This is a genomic window from Variovorax paradoxus, from assembly GCF_022009635.1.
Classification (GTDB): Bacteria; Pseudomonadota; Gammaproteobacteria; order Burkholderiales; family Burkholderiaceae_C; genus Variovorax.
Genome location: NZ_CP091716.1, coordinates 7,005,079 through 7,026,367, shown reverse-complemented (window position 1 = coordinate 7,026,367; position 21,289 = coordinate 7,005,079). Strand labels below are relative to the sequence as shown.

Annotated in this window: 16 protein-coding genes; 10 read left to right on the top strand and 6 right to left on the bottom strand. The window is 67.3% G+C overall.

Annotation, left to right across the window (positions count from 1 at the left end; all coding sequences use genetic code 11):
• Positions 1-65 precede the first annotated feature (65 nt).
• The 5 genes from paoA (at position 66) to L3V85_RS32965 (ending at position 5,793) form a co-directional block, all read left to right on the top strand.
• Positions 66-722: an aldehyde dehydrogenase iron-sulfur subunit PaoA gene (paoA, locus tag L3V85_RS32985; RefSeq protein WP_237676775.1), complete on the top strand. Its 657-nt coding sequence runs from the start codon at positions 66-68 to the stop codon at positions 720-722.
• A complete protein-coding gene (locus L3V85_RS32980) occupies positions 719-1,669 on the top strand; it encodes an FAD binding domain-containing protein (protein ID WP_237676774.1) in 951 nt (316 codons plus the stop codon). The genes paoA and L3V85_RS32980 overlap by 4 nt, the downstream gene beginning before the upstream one ends.
• 3 nt (positions 1,670-1,672) lie before the next feature.
• Positions 1,673-3,868 carry an aldehyde oxidoreductase molybdenum-binding subunit PaoC gene (gene paoC, locus L3V85_RS32975; protein ID WP_237676773.1) on the top strand — a complete coding sequence of 732 codons (2,196 nt, stop codon included), beginning with the start codon at positions 1,673-1,675 and terminating at the stop codon, positions 3,866-3,868.
• Positions 3,869-3,924: 56 nt separating this feature from the next.
• Entirely contained in the window at positions 3,925-4,776 is an 852-nt protein-coding gene (locus L3V85_RS32970) for an aldo/keto reductase (RefSeq protein WP_237676772.1), read from the top strand.
• Positions 4,777-4,980: 204 nt separating this feature from the next.
• Positions 4,981-5,793 (top strand): SDR family oxidoreductase, encoded by an 813-nt coding sequence (locus L3V85_RS32965; RefSeq protein ID WP_237676771.1) that lies wholly within the window; start codon positions 4,981-4,983, stop codon positions 5,791-5,793.
• 149 nt (positions 5,794-5,942) lie between these two features.
• On the opposite strand, the gene L3V85_RS32960 is transcribed toward L3V85_RS32965, so the two are convergent.
• Positions 5,943-7,058: an IS5 family transposase gene (locus tag L3V85_RS32960; protein ID WP_237676770.1), complete on the bottom strand. Its 1,116-nt coding sequence runs from the start codon at positions 7,056-7,058 to the stop codon at positions 5,943-5,945.
• Positions 7,059-7,336: 278 nt separating this feature from the next.
• Here L3V85_RS32960 and L3V85_RS32955 point away from each other — a divergent pair, with 278 nt between their 5' ends.
• Complete coding sequence (locus L3V85_RS32955; RefSeq protein WP_237676769.1) at positions 7,337-7,606, top strand: hypothetical protein; 270 nt, start codon at positions 7,337-7,339, stop codon at positions 7,604-7,606.
• A 37-nt stretch (positions 7,607-7,643) separates the two neighbouring features.
• Here L3V85_RS32955 and L3V85_RS32950 read toward each other — a convergent pair whose 3' ends face one another.
• Both L3V85_RS32950 and L3V85_RS32945 read right to left on the bottom strand, forming a co-directional pair.
• A complete protein-coding gene (locus tag L3V85_RS32950) occupies positions 7,644-8,273 on the bottom strand; it encodes a phosphatase PAP2 family protein (protein WP_237676768.1) in 630 nt (209 codons plus the stop codon).
• Between the two features lie 193 nt (positions 8,274-8,466).
• Complete coding sequence (locus tag L3V85_RS32945; RefSeq protein WP_237676767.1) at positions 8,467-9,489, bottom strand: tripartite tricarboxylate transporter substrate binding protein; 1,023 nt, start codon at positions 9,487-9,489, stop codon at positions 8,467-8,469.
• Between the two features lie 147 nt (positions 9,490-9,636).
• Between L3V85_RS32945 and L3V85_RS32940 the strand changes: the two genes are divergently transcribed.
• From L3V85_RS32940 to L3V85_RS32925, 4 genes are read left to right on the top strand one after another with little or no spacing between them, the layout of a single operon-like run.
• The gene (locus L3V85_RS32940; RefSeq protein ID WP_237676766.1) at positions 9,637-11,859 is read left to right on the top strand and encodes a rhodanese-like domain-containing protein; all 2,223 of its coding nucleotides are present in this window, start codon (positions 9,637-9,639) and stop codon (positions 11,857-11,859) included.
• Complete coding sequence (locus L3V85_RS32935) at positions 11,856-12,839, top strand: ABC transporter permease (protein WP_237676765.1); 984 nt, start codon at positions 11,856-11,858, stop codon at positions 12,837-12,839. The genes L3V85_RS32940 and L3V85_RS32935 overlap by 4 nt, the downstream gene beginning before the upstream one ends.
• Positions 12,840-12,897: 58 nt before the next feature.
• Positions 12,898-13,878 (top strand): ABC transporter permease, encoded by a 981-nt coding sequence (locus L3V85_RS32930; RefSeq protein WP_237676764.1) that lies wholly within the window; start codon positions 12,898-12,900, stop codon positions 13,876-13,878.
• A 1-nt stretch (position 13,879) separates the two neighbouring features.
• Complete coding sequence (locus tag L3V85_RS32925) at positions 13,880-15,613, top strand: ABC transporter ATP-binding protein (protein ID WP_237676763.1); 1,734 nt, start codon at positions 13,880-13,882, stop codon at positions 15,611-15,613.
• A 595-nt stretch (positions 15,614-16,208) separates the two neighbouring features.
• Here L3V85_RS32925 and L3V85_RS32920 read toward each other — a convergent pair.
• The 3 genes from L3V85_RS32920 to L3V85_RS32910 are packed head-to-tail and all read right to left on the bottom strand — an operon-like array spanning position 16,209 to position 21,281.
• Positions 16,209-17,810, bottom strand: coding sequence for an ABC transporter substrate-binding protein (locus L3V85_RS32920; protein WP_237676762.1), 1,602 nt, complete (start codon positions 17,808-17,810; stop codon positions 16,209-16,211).
• A 37-nt stretch (positions 17,811-17,847) separates the two neighbouring features.
• On the bottom strand, positions 17,848-19,584 hold the full coding sequence (locus tag L3V85_RS32915; protein ID WP_237676761.1) for a hydantoinase B/oxoprolinase family protein: 1,737 nt from the start codon (positions 19,582-19,584) through the stop codon (positions 17,848-17,850).
• Positions 19,581-21,281 carry a hydantoinase B/oxoprolinase family protein gene (locus tag L3V85_RS32910; protein WP_237676760.1) on the bottom strand — a complete coding sequence of 567 codons (1,701 nt, stop codon included), beginning with the start codon at positions 21,279-21,281 and terminating at the stop codon, positions 19,581-19,583. Before L3V85_RS32910 ends, L3V85_RS32915 begins: the two co-directional genes overlap by 4 nt.
• Between the last annotated feature and the right edge of the window lie 8 nt (positions 21,282-21,289).

Genomic DNA, 21,289 nt, shown 5'->3' with positions numbered 1-21,289 from the left:
AGGGGCCGCGGCCTAAAGTTGTCCGACCCATCCGGTCAACCGCCTCATCTCGGACAGGAATACCCATGACGAGCCACGATGCTTTGCAGATTTCCCGGCGCGGCCTGCTGAAGGCCGGCGCCGCTTCCGCCACCGTGCCGGCGCTGGCCGGCACGTCCACGGCCGGCGCCGCGACTGCACGCACCACCGGCACGCCGGCGGCAACGCCCGTGAGCCTCATCGTCAACGGCCGGCAACAGCAACTGGTGCTCGATACCCGGACAACCCTGCTCGACGCGCTGCGCGAACACCTGCACCTCACCGGTACGAAGAAGGGCTGCGACCACGGCCAGTGCGGTGCCTGCACCGTCATGGTCGACGGTCGGCGAATCAATTCCTGCCTGACGCTGGCGGTGATGCATGAAGGAGGCAACGTCGTGACCATCGAGGGCCTGGGCCAGCCCGGCCACCTGCATCCGATGCAAGCTGCCTTCGTCAAGCACGACGGCTACCAGTGCGGCTACTGCACCCCGGGCCAGATCTGCTCGGCCGTCGGCATGCTGCACGAGATCGACCAAGGTGTTCCAAGCCATGTGAGCGGCGACCTGACCGCCCGGCCGCTGCTCTCGCCGGCCGAGTTGCGCGAACGCATGAGCGGCAACATCTGCCGCTGCGGGGCTTACAGCAACATCGTCGACGCGATCACCGAGGTTGCAGGCGGGAATGCCGGAGCGAAAGCATGAAAAGCTTCAGCTACGAACGGGCGAGTTCGCCCGCGCAAGCCGTCGCTGCCGCGGCAGGCAGGCAAGGCGCTCGCTTCATCGCCGGCGGCACCAACCTGCTTGACCTGATGAAGCTGGAGATCGAGACGCCGACACACCTGATCGACGTGAACGGTCTGGGCTTCGATCGCATCGAGTCGACGGATGACGGCGGCTTGCGGATCGGCGCACTGGTACGCAACACCGACCTGGCGGCGCATGCCGCCGTGCGGCGCGACTACGGCCTGCTGTCGCGTGCGCTGCTTGCCGGCGCATCGGGCCAGTTGCGCAACAAGGCGACGACCGCCGGGAACCTGCTTCAGCGCACGCGCTGCCCGTATTTCTACGACACCAACATGGCCTGCAACAAGCGCCGGCCCGGCAGCGGCTGCGCGGCCATCGATGGCGTGAACCGGCAACACGCGATCGTCGGTTCGAGCGACGCCTGCATCGCGACGCACCCCAGCGACATGGCGGTGGCGATGCGCGCGCTCGACGCGACCGTCGAGACGCTGCGGCCCGACGGCGCGCGACGCACCATCCCGATCGCGGATTTCCATCGCCTCCCCGGCCGAACGCCGCAGGTGGAAACCGCGCTGGCCCCCGGCGAATTGATCACCGCCGTGCGGCTGCCGGCGCCGGTGGGCGGCCGGCAGGTCTACACGAAGGTACGCGACCGCGCGTCCTATGCGTTCGCGCTGGTGTCGGTCGCGGCCATCGTGCAGCGCGACGGCACCGGCCGCGTGGCGCTCGGCGGCGTGGCGCACAAGCCGTGGCGCATCGAGGCCGCCGAGCGCGAGTTTCCGCGCGGCGCCAAGGCCGTCACCGCCGCTTTGCTCGCCGATGCGCGCCCGACCGAGCACAACGCATTCAAGGTCACGCTGGTGGAGCGCACCCTTGACGCGGTGCTGACGGACGCAAGGAGCTGAGCCATGAAATTCGATTCCCCCGCCACCATCAACCCGATCGATCAACTCAAGGTCGTTGGCAAGCCGGTCGACCGCGTCGACGGGCCGCTCAAGACCACCGGTACCGCGCCCTATGCCTACGAGCGGCACGACGCGGCGCCGGAGGCCGCGTACGGATACATCGTGGGTGCCGCGATTGCCAAGGGGCGCATCGTTTCCATCGATCAAACCCGCGCGAAGGCCGCCCCTGGGGTGATTGCCATCGTCACCGCCGAGAACGCGGGCAAGCTCGGCAAGGGTCAGTTCAACACGGCCAGGCTGCTGGGCGGGCCGAGCGTGGACCACTACCACCAGGCCATCGCATGCGTCGTCGCGGAGACCTTCGAGCAGGCGCGTTCCGCCGCTCGACTGCTCGAGGTGAACTACGCGCGGGCCGAAGGCGCGTTCGATCTCGCCGGAGCGAAGTCATCGCAGGCGAAGACGACCGATCGCGACAGCAGGGTCGGCGACTTCGCCGGCGCATTCGCCGGTGCCCAGGTGCAACTCGACCAGACCTACAGTACGCCCGATCAGTCTCACGCCATGATGGAGCCGCATGCGACCACTGCCGCCTGGAAAGGAGACCGGCTCACGATCTGGACGTCGAACCAGATGATCGACTGGACGGTTTCCGACCTGGCGGCCACGCTGGGCATGCCGAAGGACAGGATCCACCTGATGTCCCCGTTCGTCGGCGGCGGCTTCGGCGGCAAGCTGTTCCTGCGAGCGGATACGGTGCTGGCGGCGCTCGGCGCCCGGGTTGCGAAGCGTCCGGTCAAGGTCGCGCTGCAGCGCCCGCTCATTGCCAACAACACGGTGCACCGCCCTGCGACCATCCAGCGCATCCGGCTCGGAGCGACCAGGGAGGGAAAGCTGACCGCCATCGGGCACGAGAGCTGGTCCGGCAACCTGGTCAGCGGCAAGCCCGAGAACGCGGTGCAGCAAACACAATGGCTCTATGCGGCCGGGCACCGCTTGACGGGAACGCGACTTGCGGTGCTCGACCTGCCCGAAGGCAATGCGATGCGTGCGCCGGGTGAGGCTCCAGGGCTGATGGCGCTGGAGATCGCGATGGACGAGATGTCCGAGCGCCTCGGCCTCGACCCGATCGAGTTCCGTGTACTGAACGATACGCAGGTTGATCCGGCCAGGCCGGAGCGTCGCTTCTCCGAGCGGCAGCTTGTCGAATGCATGCGCCTGGGGGCGAAGACCTTCGGATGGGCCCAGCGCAGCGCCAGGCCGGCGATGCGGCGCGAAGGCCGCAACTGGATCGGCATCGGCATGGCGGCGGCCTTCCGCAACAACCAGGTCACCAAGTCGGGCGCCCGCGTGCGGCTCGACGGCCGCGGCGTCGTGACTGTCGAGACCGACATGACGGACATCGGCACGGGCAGCTACACCATCATTGCGCAGACCGCCGCCGAGATGATGGGCGTGCCGCTCGAACGCGTCGTGGTCAGGCTGGGCGACTCGGCGTTTCCCGTGTCCGCCGGCTCCGGCGGTCAGTGGGGCGCCAACTGTTCCACCGCCGGGGTGTATGCCGCCTGCGTGAAGCTGCGCGAGGCCGTGCTGCAGCGCGCCGGCCTGCCGGGCGAAGGCGCCGTGTTTTCCGAAGGCACGGTGCGCGCCGGTGGGCGCAGCGTTTCCCTGGCCGAGGTGGCGGGCGACGCCGCGTTCGTCGTCGAAGACACGATCGAATTCGGCGAGCTGAGCAAGCAGTACCAGCAATCCACCTTCGGAGCGCACTTCGTCGAGGTGGCCGTCGATGCGTACACCGCCGAAGTCCGTGTGCGGCGCATGCTCGCGGTGTGTGCATCGGGGCGAATCCTCAACCCGAAGTCGGCGCGCAGCCAGGTGATCGGCGCGATGACGATGGGCGTGGGGGGCGCGCTGATGGAAGAGCTTGCAGTCGACAAGCGGTTCGGCCTCTTCGTCAACCACGACCTGGCGGGCTACGAGGTGCCGGTGCATGCCGACATTCCGCACCAGGACGTGATCTTTCTCGACGAAGCGGATGTGATCTCCTCGCCGATGAAGGCCAAGGGTGTCGGCGAGCTGGGCCTGTGCGGCGTGGGTGCCGCCGTCGCCAATGCTGTCTACAACGCGACCGGCGTGCGCCTGCGCGACTACCCGCTCACGCTCGACAAGCTAATGGACCGCATGCCGTCGCTTGCGACCTGATTTCATCGAAGAAGCATCGTCGATGACGAACGCGCCTCAACACCCGAAAGAACGCCATGCAACACGTCACCCTGAACAACGGAATCCAGATGCCCATCCTCGGCTTTGGCGTTTTCCAGATACCGGACCCCAAGGAATGCCGGCGCAGCGTCGTTGACGCCATCGAATCCGGCTACCGCCTCATCGACACGGCGGCGTCGTACATGAACGAAGCGGCGGTGGGTGAGGGCCTGCGCGAAAGCGCAGTCGCGCGCGAAGATCTGTTCGTCACGAGCAAACTGTGGGTGCAGGACACCGGCTTCGAACGCACCCGCGCGGCCATCGACAAGTCTCTGCGCCGGTTGCAGCTGGACTACCTTGATCTTTATCTCATCCATCAGCCGTACGCCGATGTGCATGGCTCATGGCGGGCGATGGAGGAAGCTTGCAAAGCCGGAAAGCTGCGTGCGATCGGCGTGAGCAACTTTGAGCCGGACCGCCTGATGGACATCGTGGCCTTCAATGAGATTCCTCCGGCCGTCAACCAGATAGAGGTCAACCCCTTTCACCAGCAGGCCGACAGTGCGACATTCATGCGCGACAACGGCGTGCAGGCCGAGGCGTGGGCGCCTTTCGCCGAGGGCCGCAACAACCTCTTCCAGAACGAGCGTCTCCTCGGCATTGGCGCACGCCATGGCAAGTCGGTGGGCCAGGTCGTGCTGCGTTGGCTGGTTCAACGCGGCATCGTGGCGCTGGCGAAGTCGGTGCGCAAGGAGCGGATGCAGGAAAACCTGGACGTCTTCGACTTCGAGCTCACCGTCGTGGACATGGCCGAGATTGCAACGCTCGACAACGCCGCGAGCAGCTTCTTCTCGCACCGCGACCCGGCCATCGTGAAATGGATGAGCGAACGGCGACTCGACCTGTGAAAGACGACCGTGCCGAGCCGACCCGACATGATCAGGATCATTCGCCGGGCTTACGACGAGGGGGTGACCTTCTTCGATGCGGCCGAGGCCGATGGGCCTCATGAAGTCGAGTGGATCCGCAATCGCGATCGCAATCGCAAGGGCACGCGGCCCCTCCGGGTCTCATTCGAAGCGCCAGAAACTCGTAGGGATTGAGGAATCATCATGACCCAGGTCATTGTCGTCATCGGAGCCGGATCGATCGGGCAAGCCATTGCTCGCCGCGTCAGCGCGGGCAAGCACGTCTTGCTTGCCGATCTGCGCCAAGCCAATGCAGACACTGCGGCACTGGTGCTCGGCGAGGCGGGTTTCGAGGTCACAACCGCCACAGTCGATGTCTCGTCCCGCGCTTCGGTGGAGACCCTCGTCAAGACGGCGACTGACCTCGGAGACGTGACCGGCGTCATCCATGCGGCGGGCGTCTCGCCCAGTCAGGCATCGCCGGCGACCATCCTGTCGGTGGACCTCTACGGCACCGCGCTGGTCCTGGAGTCGTTCGGCCATGTCATTGCGCGTGGCGGGTCCGGCGTCGTCATCGCATCCATGTCAGGCCACCGCTTGCCAGCACTGACGCCGGAACAGGACAAGGCGCTCGCAACCACGCCGACGGACGAACTGCTGTCGCTGTCGATGCTGCAGCCGGACCAGGTGTCCGATCCGTTGAACGCCTACCAGATCTCCAAGCGTGGCAATGCGCTGCGCGTGATGGCGGAAGCCGTGCGCTGGGGCCGGCGCGGCGCGCGGGTCAACACCATCAGTCCGGGAATCATCGTCACGCCGCTTGCCAAGGACGAACTGGCCGGGCCACGCGGTGCGGGGTATCGCCGCATGCTGGAAGGCTCGGCGGCAGGCCGTGCCGGCACACCCGACGAGGTAGGCGCACTCGGTGCATTCCTGATGGGCCCGGATGGCGCTTTTGTTACCGGCAGCGACTTTCTGATGGACGGCGGTGTCACCGCCGCCCACTGGTACGGATAGCTGGTGAGCGTTAGCAGGATGCGGAAATACTCCCGTTCGAAGCGAGCCTTCTCCTTCTGTGAGGATTTGCTTTTCACATAGTGCGTCGAGCAGCGATTTCGGAAGCCGTTTTCGCTGACTCGAGGCCGTTTTGCTGACCTTTGGGTGCCTCAGAGTGTCCGAGGACGGATTTGTCCCAGCGAACGCATGCGCGTCAAGTTGTAGGCCGTCATCGTCAGCACGAACAGATGGTCAACGCGCTTGAGCCCACGCACCATCACCTGACGAATTCCGCCCACCGTCTTGGCCCAGCCGAAGCCCTGCTCGATCAGTTTGCGTTTGCGCTGCGACAACGCATAGCCCTCGCTCGCAGCAATGGCGTCGGGCACCGCGGAGCGCCGACCTGAAGTGTTCTGGGCCACGTGCGGTGTCACGCCCATGTCCTGGCATGCCTGGACGAACTCCTGCGCGTCGTAGCCCTTGTCCGCACCGAGCGTGACCTCGGCCTTCGGACTCGCGGCCGCTTGCCGGGCATCATTGATCATGACCTTGGCCGCTTCGCGTTCGGCAAAGCCGTCAGCTTGTGTGACCATCGCGTTGGCAATCAGGCCATGGCGATTGTCCGAGAGGGTATGGCCCATGTAGCGCAACTCACTGGCGGTCTTGCCCTTGCGGTACAGCCGCGCATCGCCATCGGTGCGCGAGGCGTGGGTGTCGTTGCTGCGGGTCTGACCTTTGAAGCTGGTGCTACCGGTCGAGTTGTTGCCCGCATCATCATCGTCGCCGCCGTCCTTGCGCACGAAGCTCCTGTGGCTGGCCCACGCCTGGATGAGGGTGCCATCGACGCTGAAGTGTTCGCCCGATAGCCAGCCTTTGCGACCAGCTGTTTCGACGATGTGGTTGAACAGTTCGATGATGGCGTCGTGCTCGATCAGGCGCTCGCGGTTCTTGGTGAAGACGCTGGGAACCCAGACCGCATCGTCCATGGCCAGGCCAATGAACCAGCGATACAAGAGGTTGTACTGGGTCTGCTCCATGAGCTGGCGCTCCGAGCGGACGCTGAAGAAGATCTGCAAGAGCATCGCGCGCAGCAGCTTCTCGGGTGCGATGCTGGGGCGCCCGCCCTTGATGTCGGCCTCATACATGCCGGCAAACAGGTTGTCCATCTTGAGCAGCGCTTCATTGACCATTGCGCGGATCGGACGCAGCGGGTGATTCGCGGGTACGAAGTCCTCCAGGCGGCGCATCGTGAATAAGCTCTCGGTGAAGGTGTCGGCGCCGCGCATCGTCTGGGGTCTTGGTTGCAACTGTCGGAGGTGTCAACTTCCAACGCCTGAGGCCTGTCACGCGCCGACTGGTGGGAGAGGTATTTCAGCAGCCTGTTAGGGCGTGGAAAGCGCTGGGTGAGTCCAATCTTCGAAGGTCGGCACGACCCATCAGACCCGAGCCGCGGGCAAAGCCGAAACGCGCCTACAGACGGAGGTTCCCGGCGCGTACGCTGCGAGCTTCGGAAGCAGCTAGCGTGACTGGTTCCAAATCGCCAAACACAACACAAGGACCTGTGATGAAGACCTCGTTTGCTCTACTCGCTGCGACTACCGCTGTCGCGTTTCTCACCATGGCCGGCGCCGCAGACGCAAAGGGCTGCATCAAGGGGGCCGTGGTGGGCGGCGTGGGCGGCCACGTCGCGGGGCATCACGGCCTGCTCGGCGCCGCGGGCGGCTGCGTGGTTGGGCGGCATATGGCCAACAAGAAGGAAAAGGAAGCCGAAGCGGCGGCGGCCGCGCAGAGGGCGCCGGCCGACTCATCGGCCAATGCTCACGTCAAGCAGTAGGCGACGGCAGGCATTTCGTCGATGCCTACCCAACTGATCAGCCTGGGAAGGTGGCCAGCATTTCGTTACGGGTGTAGGGGCGCTCCCGGTTTGCCAACTTTGCAGCCATAACCTCGAGCGCGCCTTGAGTCGGCGCAGGATCTCCTTGCGAAACCACTGCAAGGAGAATGACAGCAGCAACCAATGACCAGCGCCTGCCTCGAAGAGGCGAAATTGGCCGGCTGTGCCACCATAAAAATCCGGCGCTGACGGTGGTGCCCAGCGCGGCACCCGCGATGACCTCCGAGTTCGAGTGCACCTCCAGTGCCAGGCGCGAGATACCAATGCTGATGGCCACGCACCAGCCCAGCAACGCGGCGATCAGCCGCCTGCGTTGCGCCACCTGCGGCATAGCCATCCATGACAGCACAGGCCATACGCTGGTCGCTAGGGCAGTGTGACCACTGAAGCCGGTGAAATTGAGCTTTGCGCTGCCGATACCCCAGCCCATGAAGGCGATCTTCGACAGCATGACGATGAGGCCGCAGGTACCGAACATCAGAACCCAGCGCAGGGCGGCTGTGCCCGAGCCTTTGTCAAGGAAGAGCCACAACGCGATGAGCAGCCCGGCAGGCAAGAGAAACCCGCTGTCACCCAGTGAGGTGAAGGCCTGCCAGAAGCTGTGCATGTGGTTTGGGGCGAGGTGCAGGTATGAGAGCGCGGCACGCTGGAGAGCGCGCTGTGCGTGCGGGTGTGCCGCACATGGCCGTTGCACGAATTGTGGAGGCCAATGAGAGTCCGGACTTGCCTCGGGGCATGGCTATGCCGGTGCTCGATCCATGCCCAGCGCGTCCGGTAGCGTTCCGCGCCGACGCAGGGGGTCAGCGCAGCGTGATCCCCGCCGTCTGAATCGTCTTCGCATATCGCACCCGCTCCCCTGCCAGCGTGCGCCCCATGTCCGCAGGCGTACCACCGGCCAGCTTGAAGCCCATGTCTTCGAGCTTCGCGCGGGTCTCCGGCGCGGCGATCACGGCATTGATGTCGCGGTTGATCTTCGTCACCACCGCGGCCGGCGTGCCGGCGGGCGCGAAGTAGCCTTGCCAGCTCTCGACGGAGAAGCCGGGCAGGCCGGCCTCGGCCATGGTCGGCACGTCGGGCAGGGCGGCGCTGCGGTAGGGCGTGGTCACCGCCAGCGCGCGCAGCTTGCCGGCGCGCACGTGGTCGGTCACCGCGGCCAGGGTGATCAGCGTGGCGTCCACGTGGCCGGCCAGCACATCGAGCGTGGCCGGGCCGCCGCCGGAGTAGGGGATGTAGTTGACCAGCGCGCCGGTGTCCTGGGAAATCATCTCGTGCGCCACGTGGGCGATGCCGCCGTTGCCGGGCAGGCCGAGGCTGATCGACTGGGGCTTGGCCTTGGCACGCGCCAGGTAAGTGCGGAAATCGGTGATGCCGGTCTGCGGGTTCACCACCAGGATCTGCGGGTTCACGACCGCCTTGATGACCGGGGCGAAGGCCTTCTGACTGTCATACGGCAGACGTTCGAAAAGAATGCTGTTGAGCGTGAGGCCTTCGCCCTGCTGAAGCAGGGTGTAGCCGTCGGCCGGTGACTTGGCCACGCGGGCCGCGCCGATGGTGCCGCTGGCACCGGCCAGGTTCTCGACCACCACCGGTTGGCCCCAGCGCTCGGTCAGGCCCTGCGCGATGAGCCGCGTGAGTTTGTCGGCGCTTCCGCCCGCGGCCACCGGAACCACGATATGCACCGGCTTGGTGGGGAAACCGGCCGCTTCGTCGGCGGCCGTGGCGGCAACGGGTGCGAAGGCCTGAAGAGCGATGAAGGCGACTGCGCCCAGGGCGATGGTGCGGCGGGAAAGGTGGGGGACGCGAGGTCGGAACTTGGTTTTCATGAGGTGGCGCACCTTAGGCGTGCGCGCGAGGCCGGCCAACGAAGCAAATCGGATATGCGTAGAAGAAAAACTTCGTTGGGCGCGCGCGGGTGGCTGCGTACCCTGACCGGAGCATTGCCTCTTCCCGTCTTCCGAAAGTTTCTCCCCATGAGCCTCACTGATCTTCCCGTCGACACCGCGGGAAACGACATCGCCAGCGCCCGCACGCGCGCCATCGACGCCTTCCTGGCCCAGGCCCGTGGCCTTCTGGCCCGGAGCCAGGACCGGGCCGCGCTGCAGTCCGTGGCCGACGCACTCATCGCGCTCGGCCAGCGCAAGTCGCTGTTTCCGGCCGCCCATTTCCCGATCGATGCCGCCCGCCCCGCACAGGTCTACCGCTTGGCCGAGGACGTGGACGGCGGCTTCGCGCTGTACCTGTCGGCCGGCCTTGCGGGCAAGGCGCAGCCGCCTCATGACCACACCACCTGGGCCGTGATCGCCGGCGTGGAGGGCAACGAGCGCAACGTGCTCTACCGCCGCGAAAAAACGGGCGATGCCGCGCGCGACGCGCTGGTGCAAACCGGAACCGTCGACGTGGCCGCAGGCAGCGCCGTGGTGCTGTTGCCGGACGACGTGCACACCATCGAGTTGGTGGGCGGACAGGACGGGCGCCATCTGCATTTCTACGGGCGTGCGCTGCAGCTGCTCGACCGCCGCGTGGTGTTTGAAGGCACCGAGGGCGGGAGCTTTCGCCACTTTGCGCCGCCGAAGAACATCCGCCATCCGGCCATCACGCCGCAGGCGCTGAGGGCGGCGCTCGCCGACGGCGAGGAGATCGCGTTGCTCGACGTGCGCGAGACTGGCGTCTTCGTGCGCAGCCACATCCTGCTGGCCGCCTCGGCACCGCTGTGGCGCCTGGAGGTGCTGATCGACCGCCTGGTGCCGCGCCGCGCCACGCGCATCGTGCTGGCCGATGCCGATGAGTCGCTCGCGCACGAAGCCGCCGCCAAGCTGGTGCGCCTGGGCTGGCGCAACGTGTCGGTGCTGGCCGGCGGCACGCAGGGCTGGGCCGCCGCGGGCTATGAACTGTTCAGCGGCAGCAACGTGCCGAGCAAGGCCTTCGGCGAAGTGATCGAGCACGAGAAGCACACACCCTGGATATCCGTCGACGATCTGCACGAGCGCGTCAAGCGCGGCGACGACATCGTGGTCGTCGACAGCCGCACACCCGAGGAGTTCGCCGACTTCAGCCTGCCCTTCGCGCACAGCTTGCCGGGCGCCGAGCTGGTCTATCGCATCCAGGAACTCGCGCCCCGGCCCGAGACGCTGGTGGTGGTCAACTGCGCGGGCCGCACCCGCAGCATCGTGGGCGCGCAGACGCTCATCGACGCTGGCATTCCGAACAAGGTGGTGTCGCTCAAGGACGGCACCATGGCCTGGCTGCTGGCCGGCCGCGAACTCGCCCACGGCCGTGCTGCGCCGCTGCCCGAGCCGGGCGAGCAGACCCGTGAGAGCGCCCGGGCCCGTGCCGAGGACGTGGCCGCGCGCGCCGGCGTGCGCCGCATCGATGCGGAAACGCTCGCGCGCTTCGAGGCCGAGGCCGACGAGCGCTCGCTGTATCGCTTCGACGTGCGCACCCGCCAGGAATACGAAGCCGGCCACCTCGAGGGGTGGCGCTGGGCGCCGGGGGGACAGCTGGTGCAGGCCACCGACGAATACGTGGGCACGCGGCATGCGCGCATCGTGCTGGCCGACTGGGACGGCGTGCGCGCCTTGACCACCGGCGCCTGGCTCGCGCAGTTGGGCGGCCACGAGGTGTTCGTGCTGTCGCCGCCTGCGCTGCCCGTGCGGGTGCTCGGGCCGGAACCGGTGCGCGTGCTGTCGCTGCGAGAGTTCACGCCCGACATCGCGCCGCGCGAAGCGGCCGCCGCGCTGGAAGCCGGCACGGCGGTGGTGTTCGATGTGGAGCGCCGCTCGGCATTCGAGCGCCGGCACGTGGCAGGTGCGCGCTTCGCGGTGCCCGACCGGTTGCAGGAGTTCACCGCCGACCTGCCGCCCTCGCAGGCCATCGTGCTCACCTCGTCCGACGGCGTGCTGGCCCGCACCGTGGCCGCCGAACTGGCAGCGCGTACCGGCCGCACGGTGCGTGCCATCGCAGGCGGCACCCAGGCCTGGAGTGCCGCACGCCTGCCGACCAGCGCTGGCTCCGAAGGCGTGCTGACCGGCGACGACGACCACTGGTACAGCCCCTACGCGCACACCGACCTGGCCAAGCGCGACGCCGGCTTCAAGCAGTACCTCGACTGGGAGATCGGCCTCGTGGCTCAGCTCGAGCGCGAGGGCGACGTGGGTATCCGCCTCGTTACGCCGGGCGGAGCGGCCGCGTCATGAAGCTGCGCAGCGCAAGCCGCACGCTGGTGCGCACCGCCTGGCAGGCCGTGCCGACCGTCATCGGCGTGATCCTGCTCAACTTCATCCTGATGCAGCTGATCCCGGGCGACGCGGCCGACGTGGTGGCGGCCGAGTCGGGCTCGGCCACGGCCGAGAGCATGGCGCAACTGCGCACGCACTTCGGGCTCGACCTGCCGGTGATCCAGCAGCTGTTCGCCTATCTGAACAACCTGGCGCACTTCAGCCTCGGAATCTCGCCGCGCTACAACATGCCGGTGGTGTCGCTGATCGGCGCGCGGCTTGGCAACACGCTGCTGCTGATGGTGACCGCGCTGGCCTTCGCGCTGGCGATCGGCATTGCCGCGGGCACGGTCATGGCGACACGGGTGGGCCGCTGGCAGGACCGCACGCTCTCGGTGCTGGCGCTGCTGCTGTATTCCACGCCGGGCTTCTGGCTGGGCCTGATGGCGATCGTGCTGTTCTCGGTGCACCTGGGCTGGTTGCCCACGGGCGGCAGCGAGAGCATCGGCGCCGGCTACACCGGCTGGACCCACGTGGTCGACGTGGCCCGGCACCTGGTGCTGCCCGCGCTTGCGATGGCGGGCTTCTACATCGCGATCTTCTCGCGCCTGACCCGCGCCGCGATGCTCGAGGTGTCGCGGCAGGACTTCGTGCGCACAGCCGAGGCCAAGGGCCTGCATCCGTGGACCGTCAATCTGCGCCACATCCTGCGCAATGCGCTGATCCCGGTCACCACCGTGGCGGGCATGCATTTCGGCACGCTGCTCGGCGGCGCCGTGGTGGTCGAGACCGTCTTCAGCTGGCCCGGCCTCGGGCGCCTGGCCTTCGACTCGGTGGCAGGCCGCGACTACACCGTGCTGCTGGGCGTGCTGCTGATGTCGTCGTTGCTGGTCATCGTGGCCAACATGCTGGTCGACCTGCTGCACGCGTGGCTCGACCCGCGCATCCAGGTGCGCTGAAGCGCGCCTTCGCCTTCTTTCCGTCCCATCCAGAAATTCCAGGCTTTCGAAGCTTTCGATGTCCACACCTTTCACACTCGATTCCGCGATTGCGAATCCACCGGTGCCTGCGCCGGCGCCCGCCGCCGTCCGCCGCACCGAAGAGCCGGCGGCACCAGCCGTCAAGGCTGTCAGGGCCGCTGTCGACGCCAAGCCCGTCTCCAGCCGGCATGCTGCGTTGCGAGCCTTCCTGCGCAACCCCGCCGCCGTCGCCGGCGTGGTGCTGCTGGTGTGCATGCTCATCCTGGCGTTGCTCGCGCCGCTGCTCTATCCGGGCGATCCGCTCGACATGGTGGCACCCCCCCTGCTGTGGCCGGGCCAGGACGCGGCGTATCCGTTGGGCAGCGATTCGCTGGGCCGCGACGTCATCGCCGGCATCGCCCACGGCGCACGCGTGTCGCTCGCAGTGGGCGTGGTGGCCGCGGTGCTGAGCCTGGTGATCGGCGTGCTGGTAGGCGCCACCGCCGGCTACTTCGGCGGACGCATCGACGACGTGCTGGTGCGCATCACCGAGCTGTTCCAGACCATGCCTTCGTTCCTGTTTGTGATCGTCGTGGTGGCCATCGGCCAGCCGTCGGTGCCGGTCATCGTCTGCGCCATCGGCCTCGCGTCGTGGCCGGTGATCGCCCGGCTGGTGCGCGCGGAGTTCCGCGCGCTGCGCGAGACCGAGTTCGTGCTGGCAGCCCGCAGCCAGGGCTTCAGCCATGCGCGCATCATCTTCCAGGAGATGCTGCCCAATGCGCTGCCGCCGGTGATCGTGACCACCTCGGTGCTGGTGGCCAGCGCCATCCTCATCGAGTCGGCGCTGTCCTTTCTGGGCATGGGCGACCCCAATGCGGTGTCGTGGGGCAGCATGATCGGCCAGGGCCGGGAGCTGCTGCGCACCGCCTGGTATCTCACGGCGCTGCCGGGCGCGGCCATCGTGTTGACGGTGCTTGCGCTCAACCTCGTGGGCGACGGTCTCAACGACGCCTTCAACCCAAGGCTGAGGGGGCGTTGAGATGACGCTCGAACAAGTACAGGCCAAGGCGCCGCCGCTGCTCGATGTGCGCGGCCTCGACGTCTTCTTCCTCGGATCGAACGGCCCCGTCCAGGCTGTTCGCGGGCTCGACCTGACCCTGCAGCGCGGCGAGACGCTCGCGCTCGTGGGCGAGTCGGGCTGCGGCAAGTCGACCACCGCGCTCGCGCTGCTGCGGCTGCTCGCGCCCGGCGCGGTGCTGCGCGGCAGCATTCAATTCGACGGACGCGACATCCTCGCGCTGTCGCCGGCCCAGTTGCGCGAAGTGCGCGGCCGCGAGATCTCGATGATCTTCCAGGAGCCGATGACCTCGCTGAATCCCGTGCACACCATCGGCACGCAGATCGAGGAAACGCTGCGGCGCCACGAGAAACTCTCGGCCCTCGCGGCGCGCAAGCGCGCCATCGAACTGCTCGACCTCGTGCGCATTCCCGAGCCGCACCAGCGCATCGACGACCATCCGCACAACCTCTCGGGCGGCCAGCGCCAGCGCGTGATGATCGCAATGGCCGTGGCCTGCAAGCCGCGCCTGCTGGTGGCGGACGAGCCCACGACCGCGCTCGACGTGACCATCCAGGCGCAGATCCTCGAGTTGCTCGACGGCCTGCGCCGCGAACTCGACATGGCCCTGCTGCTGATCACGCACGATCTCGGCCTCGTTGCTCAATGGGCCGACCGCGTCGCAGTGATGTATGGCGGAGAGAAGGTCGAAGAGGCGTCCACATCCAGGCTCTTCGCGGCGCCATCGCATGCCTACACCCGCGGGCTGTTGGGCGCGTCGCTGCATGCCGGCAGCGCATTGCACTATGTCGATGCGCGGCTGCCGGAGATCCAGACCCGCCTCGATGCGGCGACCGGCGAGCGCAGCTTCGCGCTGCATGTGCCCGAGCCGAACTCCAAGGTGCGGGCCTTGCCCGTTCGCACTGCGGCCGCAGAGCCTTTGCTGTCGGTGCAGGATCTGCGCACGGACTACCCCAAGCGCGGCGGCGGGGTGCTGCACGCGGTGGACGGCGTGTCCTTCGACATCCGTGCTGGTGAAACGGTGGGGCTGGTGGGCGAGTCGGGCTGCGGCAAGTCGACGCTCTCGCGCACGCTGCTGCGGCTGGTGAATCCTGCGTCGGGCCGCATCGTGTTCGACGGCACCGACATCGCACAGTTGTCCGAGAAAGCGCTCAAGCCCTGGCGCCGTCGCGTGCAGATGGTGTTCCAGGATCCGTACGCGTCGCTGAATCCGCGGCGCAGCGTGTTCGACATCATCGAGTCGGTGCTCAAGGTCCACGGCGTGGCCGACCGTGCGGAGCGGCGCAACCGCATCGCGGCCATCCTGGAGCGCGTGGGCCTGCCGGCGGATGCGGGTCGGCGCTTTCCCAACGAGTTCTCGGGCGGGCAGCGCCAGCGCATCGGCATTGCGCGTGCGCTGGTATTGCGGCCTTCGCTGGTGGTGCTCGACGAGCCTGTGTCGGCGCTGGATGTGTCTGTGCAGGCGCAGATATTGAATTTGCTGGTGGAGTTGAAGGAGGACTTCGGGCTGTCCTATCTTTTCATCTCGCACGATCTTTCGGTGGTGCGCTATATCGCTGATCGCGTGATGGTGATGAGCAAGGGGCAGATCGTGGAGACCGGCAGTCACCGCGACATCTGGGATCGGCCGCAGCACCCGTATACGCGTAGCTTGATTGCGGCTGTGCCGGGGGCTGAGCAGCGCAAGGCTGCTTGAGCTTCTTGGGGTTTGCCAAGGCTGCTGGCCGGGTCTCGCCCCGGCAGGCGACCTACTTTTCTTTGCTTCGCCAAAGAAACGTAGGCAAAAGAAAGGCGACCCCACTGTCTGCGACCCCTTCGCTGCGCTACGGGGCAACCTGCGGTGCTCGCGTTTCGCGGGGTCTCGCAGAACTCGCTTCGCTCAAACAGCTGCGAGCCCTGATCCGCGAAACGCTGCGCTCCTCGGCGCAGCCAGAGGGGAGGGGAGCCCACTCGGGCCTTTGCTTCGCTCGGCCCCCAATGCTGCAGTAGGCGCTGCGCGCCTTCTGCAGCCCCCGCGCCGAGCGCAGCGATGGCGTGTTTGGTTTCCAAATCCCTTCTGGCTGCGCCGAGGAGCGCAGACGTAGGCGGGATCAGGGCCGCAGCTGTTTGAGCGAAGCGAGTTCTGCGGACCCCCGTCTACGTCGAGCACCGCAGGTTGCCCGTAGCGAAGCGAAGGGACGCAGACAGTAGGGTCGCCTTTCTTTTGCCTACGTTTCTTTGGCGAAGCAAAGAAAAGTAGGTCGGCCGCCGGGCCGAGACCCGGCCAGCAGCCCTCGAAAAACTAAAAACCTTTATTTCTTCGCGTCGTCCACCCAAACGTCAGCAAGATTCGACTCCACCCCGTCAGCAGTCAACGAATGGTCGTGCACGCGCTGATTGGCGATGGTGATGAACACCGGCTGGTAGAGGTTCAGGTCGGGCACGTCGCGAGCCACGGTGTCCTGGAAATCCTTGAAGAGCTTCAGCCGCTTGCCCGGATCGTTTTCAACAGCCGCGTCTTCCAGCAGCTTGTCCACCACCGGGTTCTGATAGTGCGTGCCATTGGAAAACGGCACACCCTTGATGAAGTTCTTCGACCAGTAAAGCCGCTGCACACCCACCGTTGGGTCGAACAGGTTGCTCGCACCGTTATGAGTGAAGGCGAAGTCGCGGTCGGTGTAGATGCGCTTGATGAAGGCGCTCGGGTCCTGCGCGCGCACCGTCACGGCAATGCCGATGCGTGCCAGCGCCGAGCGCAGGTAGTCCGCCAGGCGCGGGCCATCCGCGCCGATGGGGTTGAAGTCCAGCGGCACGCTGAAGCGCACGCCGCCGGCTTTCTTCGGAAAGCCCGCCTCGTCGAGCAGCGCGTTGGCCTTCTTCACGTCGAAGGCGTAGGGCGAGGGCGCGGGATCATGAAAGGCCTTCAGGCCGGGCGCGATGGGCGAGTAGCTGACCTGGCCGTAGCCGTAGTTCACCACCTTCACGATCACGTTGCGGTCGATGGCGTGCGCCACGGCCTGACGCACCTTCTCGTTCTTGAAGTACTCGTTGTCGAGGTTGAACTCCAGGCGCGTCACGTTCGACGAGTAGCTGTTTCCCTTGGTCTCGAAGCGCAGCGCCGGCACCTTCTTCAGGCGCTCCAGGTCCGCCAGAGGCACGGGCGTACGGTAGCCCAGATCGACGGTGCCGGTCTCGAAGGCCACGGCTGCTGCTGCCGGGTCGGTCACGAAACGCACGATGAGCTGGTCGACGAAGGGCTTGGGCTTGTCCCAGTAGTCGTTGTTGCGCTCGTACACGATGTGGCTGCCGCGCACCCATTCCTTGAACTTGAACGGACCGGTGCCGATGGGCGCGTTGTTGTTCGGGTTGTTGGCCGGATCGGTGCCCTCGTAGATGTGCTTGGGCACGATGGGCGTCTCGGTGGCCACGAGCGCGCGGATCAGGTACGGCGCGGGCTTGGACAGCCGAAGGATGGCGGTGTATTTGTCCGGCGTGTCGATGGCCGTGAGGTTGGCGAAGGTGTTGCGCCCGCGCGGATGGATCTTCTTGAGCAGCTCGATGGAGTAGGCCACGTCGGCCGAGGTGAAGTCCTTGCCGTCATGCCACTTCACGCCCTGGCGCAGGGTGAAGGTGTAGGTCAGGCCGTCGGGGCTGATGACCCACTTGGTGGCCAGCTGAGGTTGGGGGTTGACGTCGTAGTCGTACTTCAGCAGCCCTTCGGTGACTTTCGCGCTCACGCTCAGGATGGGCGTGGCGACGTTGCCGATGGTGACTAGCGCGGTCGGCTCGCTGGTCGACAGCAGCGTGAGGGTGCCGCTGTGGCTGGGCGGCGCGGCGTGGGCTGCGAGACCGGCGGCGAGCAGCGCGGCAAGGAGGGCGCTGCGAATCGGAAATGAACTGGACGAGAAAAACATGATGTGAAAAGCAGGGACTGAAAAAAGGAGAAAAGAGTCAGGTGCCGATCGTTTCGGCTGGCACGGCCTCTGCATGGGTCGCAGAGGCTTCGGGTGACACCAGCCCTTCGCGCAGGTCGCGCGCCACCAGCGCCGCGTCGCGTTGCGCGGGATCGCCCAGGCCGCCGCCGCCGGGCGTCTCGACCACCAGCCGGTCGCCCGCCGGCACGATCTGCCGCCCCTTGGCGCGCAGCACGGCGCCGGAGGCCAGCCGCAGCCGGCCCGGTGCGCCATTGCCGCCGCCGAGCGCGCCGCGCGCGGGGTTGGCGACACGGTCGAATGCGGCCGCAATCAGGAAGGCGGCATCGGACTGCGCATGCCGCACCTCGATGACCTGGCCCAGGCCGCCGCGCACGACTCCGGTGCCGCCGGAATCGGTACGGAACTCCTTGCGCTCGAACACGATGGGCGCCTGTGTCTCGAGGATCTCGAGAGACACGTTGCGCACGCCGCTCGGAAAGGCGGTGACCGAGAGGCCGTCCTTGTCGGGCCGTGCGCCGGTGCCTCCGGTGGAGAAGCTGATGACGTTGAAGCGCGCGCCGCGGCGCACCGCCTCGGCGTCGGCCGGGCTGGTGCCCGCAAGCACCTCGCCGCCCACGAGCTGCAGATTCCACAACGACGAAGCGCCTTCGGCCGGCACACGGTCGGCGCGGGCTTGGCGCAGCGCGCCGAACACCGCATCTGGCAGCAGCTGGCCCACCACGTGCCGCGCGGTGACGGCGGCGGGGTGCTGCGCGTTCAGGATGCAGCCCGCGGGTGCTTCCACGCGGATGAGGCCGAGCGAGCCCGCGTTGTTCGGCACGTCCGATCCGACGAGGCAGCGGATGCCGAAGGAGGTGTAGGCATCGGTGTAGGCCTTGACCACGTTGATGCCGCGCGCCACCGTGCCGGAGGTGCCCGCGTAGTCGACCACGATGCCGTCGTCGGCAATGGTCACCGACACCTGCAGCGTGATGGGCGCGTCGTAGCCGTCGGCTACCAGGGTGTGGTGCCAGGTGCCGCGCGGCCAGTCACGCAGCGCCTCGCGCATGGCCTGGGCCGAGCGCGCGATGACGAAGTCGCCCAGCGCCTCGAGGCCGTCGAACCTGAACTCGCGCAGCAGCGTGCGCAGGCGCCTGCCACCCACTTCGTTGCAGGCCACCAGCGCGTAGAGGTCGCCCTCGACCTGCTCCGGGTCTCGTACGTTGGCGCGGATGATGGCGCGCACGGCCGGGTCCACCGTGCCCTGGCGCACGAAGCGCAGGATGGGCAGGAACAGGCCTTCGTGGTAGATCTCCAGCCCGTCGGGGCTTGAGCCGATGCCGCCGATGTCCACCACATGCAGCGTGGAGGCGAACAGCGCCACCGCGCGTTTCGCGTCGCCTTCGCCATGGAACACCGGCGTGACCATCGTCATGTCGAACAGATGGCCCGTACCTTTCCACGGGTCGTTGGTGAGGAACACGTCGCCGTCTTCCATCGTGTCGATGGGAAAGCGCTGCAGGAAGTGCTTGACCGATTCGGCCATCGAGTTGACGTGGCCCGGCGTGCCGGTCACGGCCTGCGCGATCATGCGTCCGTCGGGCAGGAACACGCCTGCCGACAGGTCGCCTGCCTCGCGCGTGGAGGTGCCGAAGGCGGTGTGGATCAGCACCTGCGCCTGTTCCTCGACCACGGAGAGAAGCCGGTTCCAGGCGAGCTGGTTGCGGATGAGCTGGCCGCCGGTCAGGGCTTTCGGAGTGGGAGTCTTGCTCATGCAACTGTTCCTGCGAAATCTTGGATGGGGGAAGCCGCGGTCTGCGTGACCAGCCCGGCCTTCAGGTCGCGTGCCACCAGGGCGGCGTCGCGTTCGGCGGGGTCGCCCAGGCCGGCGCCGCCGGGCGTCTCGACCACGAGCACTTCGCCGGCGGGGATGACCTGGCGGCCCTTGCCGCGCAGCGCGGTGCCCGCGTGCTTGAGCCGTGCGGCGCCCGGTGCGCCGTCTGCGCCGCCGAGCGCGCCGCGCGCGGGAAAGCGCACGCGGTCCCACGTGGCCGACAGCACCATCGGGTCGCCGTCGGCGTTCTCGATCTCGATGACCTGGCCGAGCCCGCCGCGCGACGTGCCGACGCCGCCCGAGTCGGGCCGGTACTCCTTGCGGCGGAACAGCAGCGGCGCTTGCGTTTCGAGGATTTCCAGCGACACGTTGCGCACGCCGCTCGGGTAGGCGGTGGCCGAGAGACCGTCCTTGCCCGGGCGCGCCCCTGTGCCGCCGGTGGAAAAGCTCACGATGTTGAAGCGCCGCGCGCGCCGCAGCGCATCGTTCGGGCCCCCCTCGATCGGCTGGCCACCGAACAGGCGGATGTTCCACAGCGACGACGCGCCTTCGGCCGGCACCCGATCGGGCCGTGCCTGCCGCAGCGCGCCGAACACCAGGTCCGGCAGCATCTGGCCGATGGCCGCGCGTGCAGCCACGGCGGCGGGCGGCAGCGCGTTGACGATGGAGCCTTCCGGGGCGACCACGCGAATGGGCGCGAGCGAGCCCGAGTTGTTGGGCACGTCCGCGCCCACGAGGCAGCGGATGCCGAAGGAGGTATAGGCGTCGGTGTAGGCCTTGGGCACGTTGATGCCGCGCGCGATGCTCGCGGATGTTCCCGCGAAGTCGACCAGGATGCCCTCGTCCGTGATGGTGACGGCCGCGTGCAGTTCCAGCGGCGCGTCGTAGCCGTCCACCGTCATGTGATTGCGCCAGGTGCCCGTGGGCCACTCGCGCAAGGCCTCGCGCATGGCCAGCCGCGAACGCTCGATGATGTAGTCGCCCTGCGCCTGCAGGTCGGCCAGCTTGAACTCGCGCAGCAGGCGCTGCAGCCGCACGGCGCCCACCGCGTTGCAGGCGACCAGCGCATGGAAGTCGCCCTCGACCTGGCCGGGCTCGCGCACGTTGGCGCGCACGATGTCCAGCACGGCTTCCTCGATCACGCCCTGGCTTGCGAAGCGCAGCGGCGGCAGGAACAGTCCTTCGTGAAAGATTTCCAGCGCATCGGGTCCGGCGTTGACGCCGCCGATGTCGACCACGTGCACCGTCGATGCGAAGAGCGCCACAGCCTTCTTCGCGTCGTCTTCGCCGTGGAACACCGGCGTGACCATGACCACGTCGAACAGGTGGCCGGTGCCCTTCCACGGATCGTTGGTGACGAACACGTCGCCGTCGCGCATGGTGTCGATGGGAAAGGCGCGCAGGAAGTGCAGCACCGAATCAGCCATCGAATTGACGTGGCCCGGCGTGCCGGTCACGGCCTGCGCGACCATGCGCCCGTCGGGCAGGAACACGCCGGCCGACAGGTCGCCGGCCTCGCGCGTGGGGGTGCCGAATGCGGTGCGAATCAGTGCCTGCGCCTGTTCCTCGACAACGGCGAGCAGTCGGCTCCAGACCAGTTGCTGGCGCAGTTGTTGGCGTGCGGATAAGGTGCTCATGGGTATTC